At 48.1% G+C, this 18370-nt stretch carries 13 protein-coding genes; 8 read left to right on the forward strand and 5 right to left on the reverse strand.

The features are described 5' to 3' along the window. Window positions 1–85: 85 nt before the first annotated feature. Complete coding sequence (locus tag L0U89_RS04920; protein WP_234860512.1) at window positions 86–2596, reverse strand: hypothetical protein; 2511 nt, start codon at window positions 2594–2596, stop codon at window positions 86–88. Between the two features lie 115 nt (window positions 2597–2711). On the opposite strand from L0U89_RS04920, the gene L0U89_RS04925 reads away from it, so the two are divergent. Continuing rightward, entirely contained in the window at window positions 2712–4769 is a 2058-nt protein-coding gene (locus tag L0U89_RS04925; RefSeq protein ID WP_439651536.1) for an alpha-L-fucosidase, read from the forward strand. A gap of 18 nt (window positions 4770–4787) precedes the next feature. Here the strand turns inward: L0U89_RS04925 and L0U89_RS04930 are convergent, their stop codons facing one another. The 3 genes from L0U89_RS04930 to L0U89_RS04940 all read right to left on the reverse strand — a co-directional run bounded on the left by L0U89_RS04930 (window position 4788) and on the right by L0U89_RS04940 (window position 9624). Continuing rightward, window positions 4788–6005 carry a carboxypeptidase-like regulatory domain-containing protein gene (locus L0U89_RS04930; RefSeq protein ID WP_234860513.1) on the reverse strand — a complete coding sequence of 406 codons (1218 nt, stop codon included), beginning with the start codon at window positions 6003–6005 and terminating at the stop codon, window positions 4788–4790. Window positions 6006–6008: 3 nt separating this feature from the next. Beyond that, window positions 6009–8513: a TonB-dependent receptor gene (locus L0U89_RS04935; protein WP_234860514.1), complete on the reverse strand. Its 2505-nt coding sequence runs from the start codon at window positions 8511–8513 to the stop codon at window positions 6009–6011. Between the two features lie 205 nt (window positions 8514–8718). After that, complete coding sequence (locus L0U89_RS04940) at window positions 8719–9624, reverse strand: AEC family transporter (RefSeq protein WP_234860515.1); 906 nt, start codon at window positions 9622–9624, stop codon at window positions 8719–8721. A 131-nt stretch (window positions 9625–9755) separates the two neighbouring features. Between L0U89_RS04940 and L0U89_RS04945 the strand changes: the two genes are divergently transcribed. Next, window positions 9756–9983, forward strand: coding sequence for a hypothetical protein (locus L0U89_RS04945; RefSeq protein WP_234860516.1), 228 nt, complete (start codon window positions 9756–9758; stop codon window positions 9981–9983). Window positions 9984–10049: 66 nt separating this feature from the next. On the opposite strand, the gene L0U89_RS04950 is transcribed toward L0U89_RS04945, so the two are convergent. Continuing rightward, entirely contained in the window at window positions 10050–10424 is a 375-nt protein-coding gene (locus tag L0U89_RS04950; protein WP_234860517.1) for a UDP-glucuronosyltransferase, read from the reverse strand. Between the two features lie 113 nt (window positions 10425–10537). Here L0U89_RS04950 and L0U89_RS04955 point away from each other — a divergent pair, with 113 nt between their 5' ends. From L0U89_RS04955 to L0U89_RS04980, 6 genes are all read left to right on the forward strand, one after another. Beyond that, complete coding sequence (locus L0U89_RS04955; RefSeq protein ID WP_234860518.1) at window positions 10538–10903, forward strand: DUF8478 family putative metalloprotein; 366 nt, start codon at window positions 10538–10540, stop codon at window positions 10901–10903. Window positions 10904–10978: 75 nt separating this feature from the next. Beyond that, the gene (locus tag L0U89_RS04960; RefSeq protein WP_234860519.1) at window positions 10979–13246 is read left to right on the forward strand and encodes a TonB-dependent receptor; all 2268 of its coding nucleotides are present in this window, start codon (window positions 10979–10981) and stop codon (window positions 13244–13246) included. Window positions 13247–13364: 118 nt separating this feature from the next. Further along, window positions 13365–14633, forward strand: coding sequence for a serine hydroxymethyltransferase (gene glyA / locus L0U89_RS04965; protein ID WP_234860520.1), 1269 nt, complete (start codon window positions 13365–13367; stop codon window positions 14631–14633). Window positions 14634–14648: 15 nt separating this feature from the next. Then, window positions 14649–15506 (forward strand): twin-arginine translocase subunit TatC, encoded by an 858-nt coding sequence (gene tatC, locus L0U89_RS04970; protein WP_234860521.1) that lies wholly within the window; start codon window positions 14649–14651, stop codon window positions 15504–15506. Then, a complete protein-coding gene (gene rpiB / locus L0U89_RS04975; RefSeq protein WP_234860522.1) occupies window positions 15499–15936 on the forward strand; it encodes a ribose 5-phosphate isomerase B in 438 nt (145 codons plus the stop codon). Before tatC ends, rpiB begins: the two co-directional genes overlap by 8 nt. A 185-nt stretch (window positions 15937–16121) precedes the next feature. Continuing rightward, entirely contained in the window at window positions 16122–18368 is a 2247-nt protein-coding gene (locus L0U89_RS04980) for a TonB-dependent receptor domain-containing protein (RefSeq protein ID WP_234860523.1), read from the forward strand. Window positions 18369–18370: the final 2 nt, after the last annotated feature.

The raw sequence follows: 18370 nt of genomic DNA on the forward strand, positions 1-18370 counted from the left end.
TCGCTAAGCTGAAACAGCGACCAATCGCCCCGAAAGCAAGAAATCCCCGGAAAACGGGGATTTCTGTACAGGATTTCAGGTAACTCTAATCCCTTATTTCGATTTCGACATTGGCATAGCCACCCCAACCTTTGTAGAAAGCATGGTAGCCGGGAATATTGGGGTTACAATCGACCGGTTGCCCGGAGCACCAGGTGCTGCTGACCGACAGGTGGTATTGGTTACCCACGATGCCCGTTTGGCCTCCCGGAGGATAAAGCCAATCGGAGGGTGCTTCCTTGCCAGCCTGCCAGCTCCAGATTTTTGTCGGGGAAATATTCCCTTGTTTGAGCCCATATATTTTGACGGAGTATTTCACGGCTTTTTCATGGATTGGTACCTGGGCGATAAGGTTAACTCCGGCCGTGTAGCCTCCACCTTGACTGATATTCCAGTCCCGGGTGATGAGGGGCACGTTAAGGACGATTTTCTTGGGGTCGTTGACAACTTTTACTTTTCCGGTTACTATTTCTCTCAATACCCATTCTTCACCGGGCTCACGGAAGTAGACATGTGCGGTGACTGTCTCTATGCATTCCTTTAATTCGTCTTCCAAGGCTTGATACACGATTTTATTACCTCTTGTCGTGGCCGTTTTTGTAACCCCATCAATCATCCCGCAGCTACCGCTTAGAGTCCATTCCACTTTATACTCCAGCGTGGGTGTGCTGATGATGTCGTTGATATTGTCGGCACGTTCCAAGTATAGGGCCACGCTTTCTTTGGATTTTCCGTCGAGTGTGATTCCGTCCGGTTTCATCAAAAGCTTCCTTTTGACCACATTCACAGTAGCCTCACCATCCCCCACCAATGTCATGGTTGTTCCGGATTTGATATAGACCTCAACCTTGACTGTTTCAAAATTATTGTCTTCCAGTTCATTGACATTCTTTTCACTTCTGAAGTTGACAGTAGCCGAACTCGTTTCGATCATGGGGCCTTTTAGATTTCCGGAGGATATTATTCCATATGTTCCAGTGGTGGACCATTTGTACACAAAGGTTTGGCCTTGAGATAGCTGGGTTTTAGCTTCTGCTTTTAGCGCTAGATTGGCAAATGGAACTACCGTAGATTCTTTGGGATCAATTTTGACTTCACTTCTGATCGATTTAGCGGTAAATACATCCATCTGATTGGACATCCCCAATTCAACCAAGAGTTTGGTCATATCCAAGAGCTTTCCAGTGAGCTCCACAGACTTTACTAAACCGGCATATTTTTCGACAGCTTTCGCATTGGTATAGTCCCTGTCAATATCGATCCAGGAGGGATCTGAGCTGTTTTTGTATTTGTTCACTATTGGTGTGATGATCTTTTGTTTGAGAATTTCCTGGCCTGCGATATCCAAAAACAAGTACTTGACCACTTCAAAAGTTGCCGTTTTCCAATCCCCTTTCTCTACAAAGGCCCAAAGCTCTGGAGACTTGCTAAAAACCAGCTGTATGGCTTCCAACCCTAATTCCGGGTCTTTCATGTCTTTGATCTCAGAGAAAACCTCAGCAAGCATAGGCATCACAAAATCCAGTGTCAATTGCTTCATCAATAGCAAATCATACATTTTTTTCTCCTCCTCGGTCATTTCAGACGAACCTATCGGCATGAAGCCTGGACCTACTACCCGTACTTTGTAGGTAGCTTCGTCCTCATTGTCACCTAAAGGAAGCGGAATAGGATCGGTTTCCTTTCGGGCTTTTTCTATTCCCTTATTTTGGATCTGTTCAGCCAAGGAGCCAATAAGCCCATCAAATGCGGAAGTAGGTTCTATTTCCTTTGTGGTCATCGCTTTTTCACCTTTTCCTATGGCGGAAAGCACGACCGTCTCTTTATCTGCGCCTTTGGTTTTATAGGCCGTTTTGTAAAAAAATGCATGGGCACGTCTACGGTATGTGTTTGCCAATTTCACGGTGAGGGCGTCATTCTCAAAAATCTGAACTCCACTCTGAAAACCAGTCGGGTCGACGTTGATTTGCCTGGCGCGGATGTCAATCGGATCTACAGATTGGGAGAATTCAGACAGATATTGCCCCAAAGGCTGTTCGTAGCTACCCTTGGCGATGAAGGAAACATCGGCTTTTATCCCCTGCTCAATCTTGTCTTTGAATTCCTGCATACCCGGAAGAGCTGAACCAGATTGCAGATAGTCTTTTGTTACTTTTTCGGGCAAGTAGTACACCCCTGTCCCCAGATAAAATAGTGCTTCGGCAGTAGTAGCCGCACTTATGGTTTTATTCTGATCATGGATAATTCCCATCATCAGAATTTGGTTGTTCTCATTCTGAAGGTATGCCATCCTGATGATCCCGTCAGGAAGTATAGCTTTTGACTTTCCGGATGCATCAACATTGAAATCCATCAAGCCGGTGCTCAGTTTGGTTTTGCTGAGATCAAGGCTCACACCCGCAGGTAGGATGACATTGACATCCACTGTTTTTGCCAACAGCTTGGAAGCAACGGGTGGATTCGGCCCGGGATTCGGATTCGGACTTTCCTCCTCTTGGCATGAAAAGAAGAAGGCCAAAAAGAAAGTCAACAAAAGGCGAAAAGATGAAGTTTTCATGGTGCAGCTATTTGGATATAGTTGGCCATCGTATGGAATCGAAAATATCATCAATAAAAGCCGGGATTTTTTCAAAAAAATTTTAGAGCTTGGAATTCCCAAAGCCGAATCACAGATGATGAAATACCTCGTTTTTTCCCTTCTTTTTCTAGCCGCCTGTACCCAATCCGTACCGACGCCCCCCGCAGCCGTCGAGCCCGTTCCCTCGGAGCACCAACTTGCTTGGCATGAGCTGGAATACTACGCTTTTGTCCATTTCAACATGAACACCTTTTCGGATATGGAATGGGGTATGGGAGACGAGTCACCGGCTGCTTTCAACCCGACCGAATTGGATGCCAAGCAATGGGCGCGGGTCGCGCGGGATGCGGGGATGAAAGGGATCATCATCACCGCCAAGCACCACGATGGATTTTGCCTGTGGCCTTCGGCGTACACCGAGCATTCAGTCAAAAATTCCCCTTGGCGCGACGGAAAAGGTGACCTGATCCGCGAACTGCGGGAGGCCTGCGACGAATACGGCCTCAAAATGGGAATCTACTACTCCCCTTGGGACCGCAACCATCCTGCCTACGGCAAGCCCGAGTACATCACCTACATGCGCAATCAGCTCACCGAACTGCTGACCAACTATGGCGACATCTTCGAAGTATGGTTTGACGGGGCCAATGGCGGCACAGGCTACTATGGCGGTGCCAATGAAGACCGCAAAGTGGACAAATTTACCTACTATGATTGGCCAAATACCTATGCACTCGTACGGGAGTTGCAGCCGGGTGCGGTGATGTTCAGCGATGGCGGCCCGGATGTCCGCTGGGTCGGCAATGAGGAAGGTTTTGCCTACGAGACTACTTGGGGCAACTTGATGCGTGATTCCGTCTACGCAGGCATGCCCGAATACCCCGAAAAATATGCCTCCGGGCAGGAAAACGGGACACATTGGGTACCTGCCGAAGCGGATGTATCGATCCGCCCCGGATGGTATTACCATGCCTATGAAGACCACAAGGTCAAATCGCTCGCCCAACTCGTGGATATCTACTACAACAGCATTGGCCGCAATAGCGCACTGCTGATCAATTTCCCGGTAGATCGCAGAGGCCTGATCCATGAAAAAGACGTCGAGCAAATCATGAAACTCAAAACCAAAATCGACGAGGATTTCGCAGAAGACTTGGCGCTCAATGCACAGATCGAAGCCAGCAATGAGCGAGGTAAGGGTTTTGAAATCGGGAATGTGCTTGATGGAAAAAAAGAAACCTATTTGGCAAGTGCGGACGGGGTGATTGAAAATACGGTTACGCTGGATTTTGGAAAGCCGACAAGGTTCAACAGGTTTTTGGTACAAGAATACATCGCCCTCGGGCAAAGGATCAAGGGCTTTGTCTTGGAGGCTGAAACGGCGGAAGGTTGGAAGGAAATCCATAAAGGCACCACGGTGGGTATCAAGCGGATCTTGCGGTTTGACGATGTAGAAGCCAGTAAATTGAGATTTACCATCTCGGATGCCAAGGCGAGTCCAACCCTTGCCAGGATTGGCGTTTTCCATGCGCCGAAGTTGGTTGTCGAACCCGAGATCATCCGCGATAAAAGTGGCCAAGTCAGCCTGCAGGTGCCGGAGAAATCCGTGGATATTTTCTACACCTTGGACGGTACAGAACCCAGCGCGGAAAGCCAACGGTTTGAGAATGCGTTTTTGGTCGAAAGGCCAGCTGTTTTGAAGGCTGTCGCTATCGACAAAGAGTCCGGAAGGAAATCGGAAACCGTGGTCCGGTACCTCGATATACCCAAAGCCACGTGGATGGTCGTTTCCAATGACAGCATCGCCGCAAGGGCAATTGATGAGGATAAGGACACATTTTGGAAAAGTGCCAACAATGAAATCGTGATCGACTTGGGGGCGGAGACAGCTTTGCAGGGCTTCACTTATTGGCCACCTCAAAACAGGTTTATGAGCGGGGTGATTTCCGCCTATGTTTTCGAGGGAAGTATGGATAGGAAAAACTGGAAAACCCTCGCGCGCGGCGAATTTTCCAATATCCAAAATAATCCGATCGAGCAGACCGTACGATTCCCGGAGGCAAGGGCGAAGTACATTCGCCTCAAGTCACTCAAGACCACCGATGGCAATCCGGCTTCCTTTGCGGAGGTGGGCGTAATCACTGTGGAATAGTTTGACGGTGAACTCAGGCTACCTTTCGGGTTGGTAATCAAACGGCAGTAGATCAGCGACTTTTTCCCAAGCCATATAGCCTTCCATGTAGAGGTCATAGGGATGGTAATAGCTTCCATTTTCGAAGATTTGGACGGCTTTGGCACGCATCAGGATTTTGCTGATTTGTACAGATTCCATATTTGGGATGCCGGGTTTTGGTTTGAGGACGGATGGATGGAGGTTACCGATGCTGAAAAGTCGGAACGATTCAGGCTCTTTTTCCCCCGTGAAATAGACAAAAAACGGACGGTTGTCTGTAATGAAAACTTTGCCATCAGACGTTCTTTGCACCAATTGCTCCAAGGGCAGCGGTGTCAGGCCTGGGAGCAAAAGCGTATCCTGTAGGATTTCCTTTGCCCCGTTTTTCTCTGGGCGCAATTTGTCAAAACCCTCGGAGGAAATGGAAATTGTTGTGGAGGAGATTTCGCGTGTGACCTTCTCGGTTGGGAATAAGTGAAAACCGTTGGCTTCAAGGTTTTTTTCATACACAGCCCGCATCAGGTGCATAACGCTGCCGGTGTAGGCGGTTTTTCGATTCTGCTCGATCTTTACCATCCGTCGTTTGGGAAGATTTTTTTCCACAAAAAACGGATATCCCGCATATGACACTTGGCGGGCTTTTTTGTCATAGACAAAGGCCGTCAACACATATTTGATATCGTAACCAAGGCTTGGGTTTTCTATCTGCAACATGTCAGTGGCCCGCGCGACGAGGAGATTGGGGTCGGACTCCGAATCCAAGATGATGACCTCGGGATTTTTGATCGTACAGCTGGCAGCGTTGGGACTGCTTCCCAAAAAGAACTGGACAAAAACCTCATAATTTTGATACCAAGCCGGATCTCGTTTCGATTCTACCGACTGTTCACCAAGGTCAATCACCAAAGGGGCAATCCTGAATTCGTAGGAAGCACGCAGGGCTTTGGTGGAGATTGCATAGGTGAAAGGCTGGAATCCCACATGGCTGATCACAAGCTCATGGTCTCCTGCCGGAATCTCAAATGAAAATGTGCCGTCGGGTTCGGTAATTGCCCCAAAGCTGGTATTGTTGAGAAAGACGGTCGCAAAAGGAACAGGTTCCAGGCTTTCGCCATTGAGTACCCGTCCCTTGATTTGGTATTGGGCAAAGGCTTCCTGGGAGAAAAATGCCAATGCCAATATGGTGACCAACTTTATGTACCCAGCCGTTGTCATCCCCTATTTCACTTTGAAAACATAGGAACCGAATACAGGCTCATTGTCTTTGGACAGGCCTTCGATAAGGACTCTTACCTGGGGATTTCCTTCTGTGAGTCGGAATGAAACAGAGCCTTTGCCATAAGCATCCGTCTTCAACATCGGTTGCCAAGAAATTGTGGAGCGATAATCCAATGCAACGGGTGAATTGATATCGGGGATCGCGGGCGGTGTATAGAACTCGCGGATGGGTGCGTAGCCCTTGGTGATGAGTGTCGTATTTCCCAATATTTTGATTTCTGAAAAATCCCGGTTGGGGTTCCCAGCTTTGGTAAGGATATTGACCACGCCGCCTGCCCCTTCTGAACCAAATACGGCCCCTTTGCTCAATCCACGAAGCACATCGATCCGCTCGATGTCGGCAACGGGTAGTGCAGCAACAGTTCCTGGCATCGCCCGCATTCCATCTATGAACAATGTCGCACCGCCATTGCCTACTATGGAGGGAGCCCCGCCACGAATCACTATAGTGGGTGGTGGACTGATGCTGAACACATCGCCGCGCACATCCACCCCGGGGAATCTCCCCCTCAATAACTGGAAGACATTCTGAAAATAGACGTGTTCTTCAGTCACGATAAATGCACCATCAGGCTCATTGTTGTACTGAATGGCACGATTGTCGGGCAGCAAATCACTTCTCTTTCCCGTCACCGTCACTTCTCCCAATTCTATTTCCTGGTTGAGCCGAAACTGCTCCATCATGTTTTTGGCTTCCTTGACCGTCACGAGATAATCGTCAAAATCGGTGTATTGCTTTCCCGGGACAAATTCCGCTGGGATGTAGAATCCTGGCATTGGGATTTCGACCCGGTAGATTGTCACCTCATTCTTTTTGAGTTCCTTGACCTGTCCGGCCTTTTTTTCCTTTTCAGTGTAGGCCTGCATATAGACGACAACCGAATCCTGATAATCCATTCCCGTGAATGCAAAGTTGCCGAGACTGTCGGTCATACCCTCGTAAAGAATCGGCATTCCATAAAGGTTGGAGACCAGCATCGTAAGCTTGTGTGATTCTTTTGTGGGTTTTTCGCTCACGGTATGGACTCTCCCGACCAAGCTCAACCCAGGTTCAAACCCATATTCTGGCCCTTTTTCTAACCTTGAAAGATGGCTCCAGGAAAACCGCCTCCATCCCTGCGTCAACAGCAGGTTGTCGAGGTGTTTTTCAGCATCCTTGTTTTCGGAATTGAAATAGGAGGAGGGCATCTCCACGGTCCCCTTCACTTCGGAGACGAGCTGCAGGTAGGAGAAAATGTTCTGGGTTCCTTCTTGGTAGTTTACCTGAAAGTCGTCGATCACGGCAACTGAGAATTCGCCTTCTATTGGACTTCCAAACTCATCCTTGATTTCGAATTGAAGCTCCACTTCCTCTTTGGGTCTAAAGGACTCCTTGTTGGGCGAAAAATCAAATGAACTTTGGGCAAACGGATGGAAATACACCAAGCGTTCTGCCAGCAAATGCGTTTCGTCGTCCATCAGGGTAAAGGTGACCACGCCTGGCAGGAAATCATCCTTGGAAGCAGTCCATTGCATTTTGCCGTTTTTCGGTGATAATTGTTTTTCATACACCAACCTGCCTTTTGAAAGTCCAATCAACTTGAGTGTCTCAGGCAGCGCTTCAGGTTGGATATTCACATGGCTGACCTCAAAGCTTACATTTTCGGTGTCGGCGTTGGCATCGATATGGAGAACATACCCGGTAGGTTCGATTTTGGAGAAATTGAATGTTTCCCAAAAGCCCCTGGCTGTTCGAGCCTTCACTTCGTATTTTTCCCCGGCTTGAGGAGTGAATTCAAAGCTTCCCATGCCGAGGTGCTCGGATTCAAAACGACGGATCGTATCTCCTTTTGAATTGAGTATCAAACCAATAAAATCTGTTCCACGGCCATATTCATCCACGGCCTTGAATCCCACTTTGTTTCTGAGGCCTGTGACGAGGTAGCCACCTTCAGGAAAAAATTTCAAGTCTAACTTTGGGTTGGTGTTTGCAAAGTCATATGCCTCCCCGAGCGGTCCGATCCAAATATGCTTTTCAAAAAAAGCCTCCTCCCCAAAATTCTTCATCCAATTCGTGTAGGCTCGGATGGTGAAGATTCCCGGTTTCAAGTCTTTGGGCAGTGGGATATCGCCCCGCCCGCTTCCCGAGTCCAGTTTGATGATTATCTCGTCCACCAATCGATCGAATGACCGCTCGATCAGATCGACATACAGCGGAACAGATTTGCTTCTTCCCACTGATTCGCTGCCATCCTCCAGAATCGCGTAGGCCTTGATCCAAATCGTATCCCGGAGTTCATAGTGCGGCTTATCGGTGTGGAGGTAGACGCGTTCCCAAGGGTATTTTTGGGAGTAGGAGGAGATGGACTCCGACAGTTGCTGTTTGGTGTCCTGCCCAAAGCTATTTGAAGCTAAAGCGGCGAGGACCGAAAGGCAGACGATATATTTTGGCAGGGTCATTGACATAGATGTGAATTTAGGGAAAGAACGTAAAACATCAAGAATAGAGTTTTTGATGGAAACCGAAATTGGTACTTGCAAACTCTGTCAATTCCCGGCCGGGATGATCACTTTTCAACCAAATAACGGCTGTGATAGTCATAAGTTTTTTAAATGTTAAAAAAGATTAAGATAAGCGTTTTTAATTAATTATGTCTGCCATAAAAGAATATTATCCGACAATCCAGTACCAACCCAAGACTGTCAAAAAAGAGAGGGGGATACCCACTCCGACGAGGAGCGATGCCAGCTTGGGCTCCAGGTCATGGCTGATGGCAATGATCGAACCCGTGATCATCGGCGCCATCGCTGTCTCTACCACCGAGACCTGGAATAATAGACCATCCAATCCAAAAAGGTACCTGTACAAAAGGAAGATGATTGCCGGGATAAGCAGTAGCTTATATCCTAGCCCCATCCAAAGGTGCCGATTGCTGAGGGCGGAAAAACGGAGGTTCAACTGCATTCCCACTGCCGTAAGTGCTACGGGCGTTAACATGGCTGTCAGCACGTCCACTACCGGGAGTACAAATTCCGGGACTTTCCATCCCTGCATGTTTATCAAAATGGCGAAACAGAAAAAAATGAAGGGCGGAAAACCGAGGATCTTTTTGGTGATGTCGCGTTTGCGTTTTTTCCCTTTTCCATAGATGTTGGCAACGACGATGGCCACGCTGCTGACGATGATGAAAGAACCCGCCTGATCGATCAAAAACGCCAATTGAACCGCCTCGGGGCCATAAAGCGCATTGACCATCGGAATGCCGACAAAAGAAGTATTTGCCAATCCCGCCACGATAATCAGACAGCCTGTAAGTGACCGTTTCCATTGGAGTTTCCTCCCGAGGGTTCCGAAAAGGAGCCAGGATACCCCAAAATTGATCCAAGCGGTGAGAACGGGCAGCAAGAGTTTTTTCTCCAATTGGATGTTTGGCATGTATTTCAAAGCCAAAGCAGGGAGAATCACGTAGATCAAAAATTTATTGAGGTAAAAGGAAGCATTCTCCGGCACAAAACTCCAACGGCGGGAGACAATCCCCAAAACCAAGAAGAACAGGATCAGAAAAAGCTGCAGCATTTGCGGGGATTTTTGAAAATGGCTTTAGATTCCTAAATAAGCCCAAAATCTAAAATTAACACAAGGGTAAATTTACAATAACTCTCCAGTCAGAATTTTGCGTTTCTTTTGTATCACCAAACGAAAGCAGCATGAGACTGATCCCGATGGTTGTAAACGGCCAGAAAATAGTCCAACTCTCCCAACTCACGATCGACCAGGCAACCGACCTTCGGAGTTGGTTGCCGCCTCAGTCCATCCAAAAGGTAAGATTCCAGGGCATGGACCTCAATGACTGTATCCCTTTCGAGACTTACGACTACTGGTTCAAAACGCACCACATCCAGACTTTCACCTACGAGACGATTCTGGATTTTTAGTTTGGGAGTTCTCTTGTTGACTAAAATACGAGCATCGTGTTTCCGAATGTGCTATTGCGTCTTTCTTCAATCTAGTCCCAGTCTTTTTCGCTTGGAAAAAAAATAGTCACCAAGTCCGGGATAGAAATCACTCACAACCTCCGGTATTCCCAACAGCGTCAGTTCAAGGTTTCCTGAAGGGTTTTCGTCGGCAGGTTTCATTGTTTCGATCATACAGATCATCTTCTTGATTAGCAGCGGTTGCTGCGAAGTGCTTGGTTCAAGCACAATGTCATTGCCATAAAAGTCGATAGCTTCAAAGGCAAAGCCCTCTTCGGTTTCTGTCACATAAAGTGATATGTCTTCTCCCCATTGGCTTTCGGGGTAGTGCAACTTGGCGATGAGGACGGGCTGGTATTTTTCGCCTCCATAGCTTAGTGGTTGAAAATCAGGATCAATCATATATTTTTTTCAATTTATCAGTCATTATTCCCGTCCGTAAAATAAACCAAAGTCCTCCGTTGTGAGTTATCGATTTTACTATATTTGCCCTGTTTAATTGAAAAATTCGCATTGTGAGCACGTTTAGACAAATACTGCCTGCATTCAGCCACTTCTGCTTAACATTGATGTTGAGCGTGTTGGCCAACGGCGTATTGTTTTTTCACTCGCATGAGTTGGCCAACGGAAAGATCATCACCCATGCCCACCCGATTCTGACCGAAGAGCAGGAATCTTTACCGGACCACGGGCATACGGACACGGAATTGATCACGCTGGATCTGATTTCGGATGCGGAATACGACTTCTTTGTTTTAGAGATTCCGGTGCCGGAGATAGTGCTTACTCCTGTGGTGCCAGGTTCCGTTTTTTTTACATCGGATATTGACCTTCAAACTCAGGTCGGATTTGAACACCGAGGCCCACCCGCCAGGGCTTGATTCTTTTTTGGGTTGATCCTGTGAAAGGTAATCCTCGTTTTTTCCATCCCCAATTTATCTGTTCATTCCCAAGCAATGAGAATTATACTGGCTCTCGCCATGGTGTTCATTACTTTGAGCGCTTTGGCTGCACAAGATTTAAAATTATCGGGTCGGGTAGTCGATAAAACCAGCAACTCCCCGATCCCAGGCGTTACTGTATTTATTCCCGAGCTCAACAGGGGTGCCGTAACTGACCTCGACGGGACATTTACGATCACATCCTTGCCACAAAAAAACCTTACGGTCCAGGTTTCCTTTGTGGGTTATGGGACGATTGTGAAGAGGATTGAAGCAAAGGCAAACATGGATGAAATCGTCATCCAACTCGAGGAAGACATCGCCAACATGGACGAAGTGGTAATTTCCGGCGCCTATGTCATGAGCAAGGAGAGTTCGCCAATTTCGATCGAAAAACTGGGTCGTGCAGATATACTCAAGGCTCCTGCACCGAGTTTGATGACGGCATTGACAAGGACTCCCGGCGTGAGTGAGATATCACTTGGACCTGGAATCAGCAAGCCTGTCATCAGGGGACTTTCATTCAGTCGGGTATTGTCTGTGTATCAAGGAGGAAGGTTCGAGAACCAACAATGGGGAGCCGACCATGGTTTGGGCCTTAGTGAAACAGGGATCGGAAATGTTGAAATGATCAAAGGCCCTGCGTCGCTGATTTACGGTTCGGGCGCGATGGCCGGAGTAGTCAATCTGATCGAGGAAAAAGACGCTGCCCTGGGCGATGTCGAAGGCGACGTTAACCTGCGCGCCTACAGCAATTCCCTTGGGCTTCGCTCTGATTTGGGTGTCAAGGGAGCTACCACTAACGGCTTTGTGTGGTCCGCAAGGGGTGCAGTAGAATCCCATGCAGACTACTTGGATGGCGATGGGCGGGCCATTGGAAATACGCGATTCAATACCCAAAACTTCAAAACTGGGGTGGGTTTGCAGAAAAAATGGGGAGATACACGCTTGCGGTATACCTATCTAAAACAAAAACTTGGCATTATGGAGCCGGACATTTTGGATGAACTGGTGACCACGCGCGGAGACCGCAAATCACAAGTACCCTACCAAGATGTCACTGACCATTTTTTCAATTCTGAAACAAATGTGTTTTTGGGAGAAGACAAGCTCAAGGCCACCTTCGGATATCACATGAACTTCCGCGAAGAAGTAGAAAGCGGCCCAGATGTAGTGGATTTGGGATTGAAGATCAACAACTTCCTCTATGACATCAAATACTTCAAGTCTATCAATCCCCATTTGGAAGCGATCGTTGGTGTACAGGGTTTCTACTTCAAAAATATCAACTACGCCAATGCCCAGGAGTTTCTGATTCCAGATGCCACGAAGGACGACAGGTCTTTGTACGGATTGTTGAATTACAACAAAGACAAGTGGGTCCTACAGGGCGGATTGCGCTATGACTACCGAAAAGTAGTTGCAGACGCTTCGGCGCAGCATTTTATAGATTTTGGATTTATACTTCCCGGAGAACCTGAGGATAGACGCTTGACACGGGAGTTTGACGGCTTCACTGCAAGCGGTGGCGCTACTTTCCGACCCAACAGCCATTGGAGATTCAGAGCCAATGTGGCCCAAGGTTTCCGTGCGCCTGATTTGGCGGAGCTGTTCTCAAACGGCGTACATCCCGGCACCAGCAGGTTTGAGCGGGGAAATGCTTCTTTCCAACGCGAGCAGAATATCCAGACCGATTTTGGGATCCGCTATGCCGGAAAGGGCTTCGCGCTTTCGGGGGAGGTTTTCTACAATTTTATCGACAATTACATCTTCTTTGCGCCTACCGGGGAAATGGAAGGCAACCTCGATATCTGGGAGTTTGAGCAGGCGGATGCGAGGCTATATGGCTCTGAGTTGGAGTTTGAGCTGAACCCGACCCAAGCCAAATGGTTTGGATTCACGACTTCGTACAGCATGGTCATCGGCCAAAGAAGGGATGACTGGAGCTATTTGCCCTATATTCCAGCATTCCGCTGGATCCAATCGGTGGATTTCAGGCTGCAGGATATGGGAGCGATCAAGCGTCCTTATATCAGCGTTTTGGGCTCATGGATTTTTGACCAGAACAGGGCCGCGCCATTGGAAGAAGCGACGCCCGGATATTATCTATTGGGGATGAACGTGGGGGGCAACATTGAGATTGGTAAAAATACGCTGGATGTGTATTTGTCTGGCACCAACTTGCTCAACAAAACTTACCTCGACCACATGTCCCTTTTCCGCCCTTTCGGCATCAACCAAATGGGTAGAAACATTGCGCTGAATGTGAGGATACCGTTTTGATCAATTGTCAAGTACTTTCTGAATCCCACCTTCTGTTTGGACGGTGGGATTCTTATTTTCTTTCATTGGATTATCCATTGGTTAAAGCTATTTTTGGCGCTGAATTGAAATTCCCCCCATGAAAAGAGACCAAGTGATTTTTGACCTCATCTCGAAGGAAGAAAACCGGCAGCGAAGAGGCATCGAATTGATTGCATCCGAAAACTTTGTTTCCAAGCAGGTAATGGAAGCCGCAGGGACCGTATTGACCAACAAATATGCGGAGGGCTTGCCCGGAAAGCGGTATTACGGAGGCTGTGAGGTGGTAGACGAAATCGAGCAGATTGCGATCGACCGCGCCAAGCAGCTCTTTGGTGCGACTTGGGCCAATGTGCAGCCGCACTCAGGAGCACAGGCCAATGCCGCAGTTTTTCTTGCCTGCCTCAATCCCGGTGATGCGATCCTTGGTTTCGATCTCTCCCATGGCGGTCACTTGACCCACGGTTCACCGGTCAATTTCTCCGGGAAACTTTACCAGCCACATTTTTATGGTGTGGAGGAAGCAACCGGCGTCATCGATTATGACAAAGTAGAGGCTAAAGCCTTGGCCGTAAAGCCAAAAATGATCATCTGTGGTGCCTCTGCATACAGCAGGGATTGGGACTACGAGAGACTCCGGGACATCGCTGACCAAGTGGGCGCATTGCTATTGGCGGATATTTCCCACCCTTCGGGATTGATTGCGAGGGGCTTGCTGAATGATCCATTGGATCATTGCCATATCGTCACGACTACCACGCACAAGACTTTGAGGGGACCAAGAGGCGGATTGATCCTGATGCGGGATGATTTTGACAATCCGTTTGGGCTAAAGACCCCAAAAGGAGAGTTGAGGAAAATGTCTTCACTTTTGGATTCCGGCGTGTTTCCAGGTACCCAAGGTGGACCGTTGGAGCATATCATCGCGGCGAAAGCCGTTGCCTTTGAGGAGGCTTTGTCAGACGACTACATGGCCTACATCCTCCAAGTGAAAAAGAATGCCGCTGTCATGGCGCAGACTTTTGTAAGCTTGGGCTACCAGATTATTTCCGGAGGTACTGACAACCACTTGATGCTGATTGACCTCCGCAACAAAGACCTCACCGGAAAACTGGCTGAGGAGACGCTCGGCAAAGTCGATATTACGATCAATAAAAATATGGTTCCTTTTGATACCCGTTCACCCTTCGTTACTTCAGGCATGAGGGTCGGTTCGGCTGCCGTCACCACGCGGGGGCTGAAAGAGGAAGATATGAAGAAGATCGTCCACCTGATTGACAAGGCACTCCACAATCACGCTGATGATAGTGTCCTCGCTTCCATCAAGAAGGAAGTGAATGATTGGATGATCCAGTTTCCGTTGTATTAATTATATCCTTCATCTGTGGCGCTAGATCAGTATAAAGACGAGGAAGAGGAAGGCATGTCCTTTTTGGACCATTTGGAGGAATTGCGTTGGCATCTCTTGAGATCGCTGGCTGCGATTTTGATTCTGACCATTGTTGCGTTCCTTTCAAAGGGGATTGTGTTTGGGCAAGTCATTCTTGGTCCTTCCAAGGTTGATTTTATCACCTACAGGGTTTTGTGCCAGGTCGCAGATTATTTTGGGATTACCGCTCTTTGTATCGATACGCTTCCGTTTACGATCCAAAGCCGTCAGATGACGGGGCAGTTTTCCATGCACCTGACCTCAAGTATGGTGGTGGGATTGGTGATTTCGTTCCCCTATATTTTTTGGGAGTTTTGGAAATTCATCAGCCCTGGCCTTTACAGTAAAGAAAAGCAGGCAGCGAGAGGTGCGGTGTTTTTTGTTAGCTTGCTATTCTTTGCAGGTGCAGCATTTGGATACTTTATCCTAGCCCCGCTTTCGATCAACTTCCTGGCCAACTACCAGTTGGATCCCACGATCCTCAACGAATTTGATATTACATCTTATGTCAATACGTTGGTAATGCTGGTTTTGGCATCAGCGATCATGTTCCAACTTCCAGTGGTAATCTATTTCCTGTCCATGTCGGGCTTGGTTACTTCGGCAATGTTGAAAACTTATCGACGTCATTCGATTGTTGTAATCCTAATAGTGGCGGCAATTATCACACCGCCGGATGTGATTTCACAGTTGTTGATTGCAATGCCAATTTTGGTACTTTACGAAGTCGGGATTATGATTGCCAAGAGACTGGAAAAAAAGAGAGCGGAGAAAGAACGCCTGGAGAACCTCAAATACAATGACAATGCCTAAGAAAATCGCCATCGGTGGGGACCACGCCGGATTCGAGTACAAGAATAAAATGATTCTTGCATTGCAGGAAGCTGGATACGAGGTCAAGGATTTTGGACCCTTTTCCAATGCTTCCGTCGATTATCCGGATTATGTGCATCCTTTGGCAACGGCGATAGAACAGGGAGAGTTTGACCTTGGAATCGTCATTTGCGGAAGTGGCAACGGCGTGGCCATTACCGCCAACAAGCACCAAGGCATCCGCGCCGCGCTCTGTTGGAATGAGGACTTGGCAGCGCTTGCCCGTCAGCACAACGACGCCAACGTAATTGCTATACCTGCGAGGTTTGTGTCCTACGATTTGGCTGAAAAAATGGCCAAGCTGTTTATCACAACCGAATTTGAGGGCGGAAGGCACGAGAATCGGGTAAAGAAGATTGCTTGTCATTAAAAATTTGAAAACCCTCGGAGGAATCCGGGGGTTTTTGTTTTTTGAACGTTGGAGATGAATAAAACCGCCTTCGGGATTTTTTTCTGCCATTTGAAATCAGGCACTAAGTCCGACAATACCACCAATCCTCCATTTTTTGTTCCCCAGCTTTGCGTTTCTCTTTACCTTTCCCAAAAATTCCACCCATGAAGTATTGGTTGATTTTCTGTTTGTTCATTTTGAATTGGAGTGCTTTTGCCCAGACCCTGTTGACATTGCGGGATGCACAGTCGAAGGAAACGATTCCCGGCGTCGTGGTCAAAATCCAAGGAGGCTCCAACCAGATTTCCGATCAAAATGGGCAAGTAATTTTGAATATTTCCTCATCGGTTGCCGTCACTTTTTCACATATCGCTTATCAGACTTACAGTATACAAATTGACCCAAATCAAGGTCAAATAGAGATTTTGCTTTCTCCTGCCTTAAATTCCCTCGGCGAGGTGATTGTGCAGGGTTTTGAGTCGGAAAGGCCCATCACGCATCAGGCAGGTGCCATCAGCAAGGTGCGCGAAATGGAATTGTACCGCTTCAACGAGAATTCGTTTCTCTCGGCTTTCAACACCAAGCCAGGTATTCGGGTTGAAGAAAGAGCGCCGGCAAGCATCCGTATTTCGATACGGGGAAGTGCCCTACGGTCTCCTTTTGGTGTGCGCAATGTGAAGGTTTATTGGAACGATGTGCCCTACACCGCGCCGGACGGTACCACGGCCATGAACCTGCTGGACCTTTCCAACATCCAAAACACGGAGATCATCAAAGGCCCCGCGGGAAGTATCTTCGGCGCGGGGAATGGCGGCGTCATCAGCATGGAAAGCAGGAAGCAGGTCGAACAAAATCTGCTTTCGACGGATTTTGGAGTCGGGGATTTTGGCTTAAGGAGGTACAGGATAGGCATTGATCAAAAAACCGAGAAAGGTGGCGTCAGCGCTTCTTTTGTTTCCCAAAAATCAGATGGCTACCGGGAACATAGCGCCATGGACCGGAAGGTTTTCCAACTCGCCTTGCACAGCAATCCTTCGGAAAGGCAGTCCATTTCCACCCAAATCCTGTACGCAGATTTGTTTTACCAAATTCCCGGAGCGCTCAACCAAACGCAGGTGAATGAAAACCGCCAACAGGCGAGACCGGGCTCAATGGCACAAAACAGTTCCATTGCACAAAAAACCCTTTACGGTACGCTCAGCCACCGGTATCGACTGACTGACAAAGTCCAAAATACCACGGCGCTTTACATCAACACCAACGATTTTGAAAACCCTTTTATCCTTGACTACAAGAAAGAGACGGGTTTCAGCTACGGCGGCCGTACCAAATTCAACTTTCAGGACAGATGGGCTGGGATGCCCGTGAGGTTTGTGGTAGGAGCTGAATACCAATTGGGAAAAACATCTGCCCAGAATTTTGGCAACCGTGGCGGCCAAGCGGATACGATCCGTTTTTCGGACGAGCTACAGACCACGCAGGCATTTCTTTTCCAGCAATTCGAGATTGATTGGACACAAAAGCTGATCATGACGCTGGGCTTTAGCGAGAATTTTACCCGCTACCAAATCAATCGTACCGTGGATGCCGGTCCCAACGATCCATCCAACAACACCAAAAAGTTTGACCCGGCTTTCGTCCCCCGCTTGGCATTTGTCTATAAGCTCAACGAGCTGTCGGGAATCCATGCCAGTGTCAGCTCGGGATTTTCGCCGCCGACCGTAGCTGAAGTTCGTACCAATGAGGGAAGCATCAACCTGGACCTGCAAGCCGAGCGCGGCATCAATTATGAACTGGGCTATCGAAGCTCATTTGGGATTTTCAACCTGGATGCGACAGCATTTTATTTCAGGCTTTCGGAAACCATCACTTCCTATACCAATGACCAAGGAGTGGTCTTGTTTCGAAACGCCGGGGCAACCGACCAAAAAGGCGTGGAGGTTTCTTTGGATTATGCGCTGCTGAGAAATCAAGCCACTAGGATCCAAGAGATCAAGTTGGCCCATGCGTTCACGGGCCATTATTTCTATTTTTCAGACTACGAAAGTGGGGGCAATGATTTCTCGGGCAACCAACTGACCGGAGTTGCTCCAAATTCCTTGGTCAATATGTTGGATATCAGGAGCAGGTTTGGATTGTATGCCAATGTCACCCACCATTATGTGGATTCGATTCCGCTCAATGATGCCAATACCGTATTTCAGGATTCCTACAACCTTCTTGGTGCGCGTTTGGGATGGAGGTATCTGTTGGGTGCGAGCTGGGACTTGGAGCTGTATGCCGGCGTGGACAATTTACTGGATGAAGCCTACAGTCTTGGCAATGACCTGAATGCCTTGGCAGGAAGATTCTTCCAGCCCGCGCCAGGGAGAAATTACTATGGTGGGCTGAAACTGGGATTTAGGTACTAAGT

This window comes from Mariniradius sediminis, assembly GCF_021491425.1.
Taxonomy (GTDB): Bacteria; Bacteroidota; Bacteroidia; order Cytophagales; family Cyclobacteriaceae; genus Mariniradius; species Mariniradius saccharolyticus.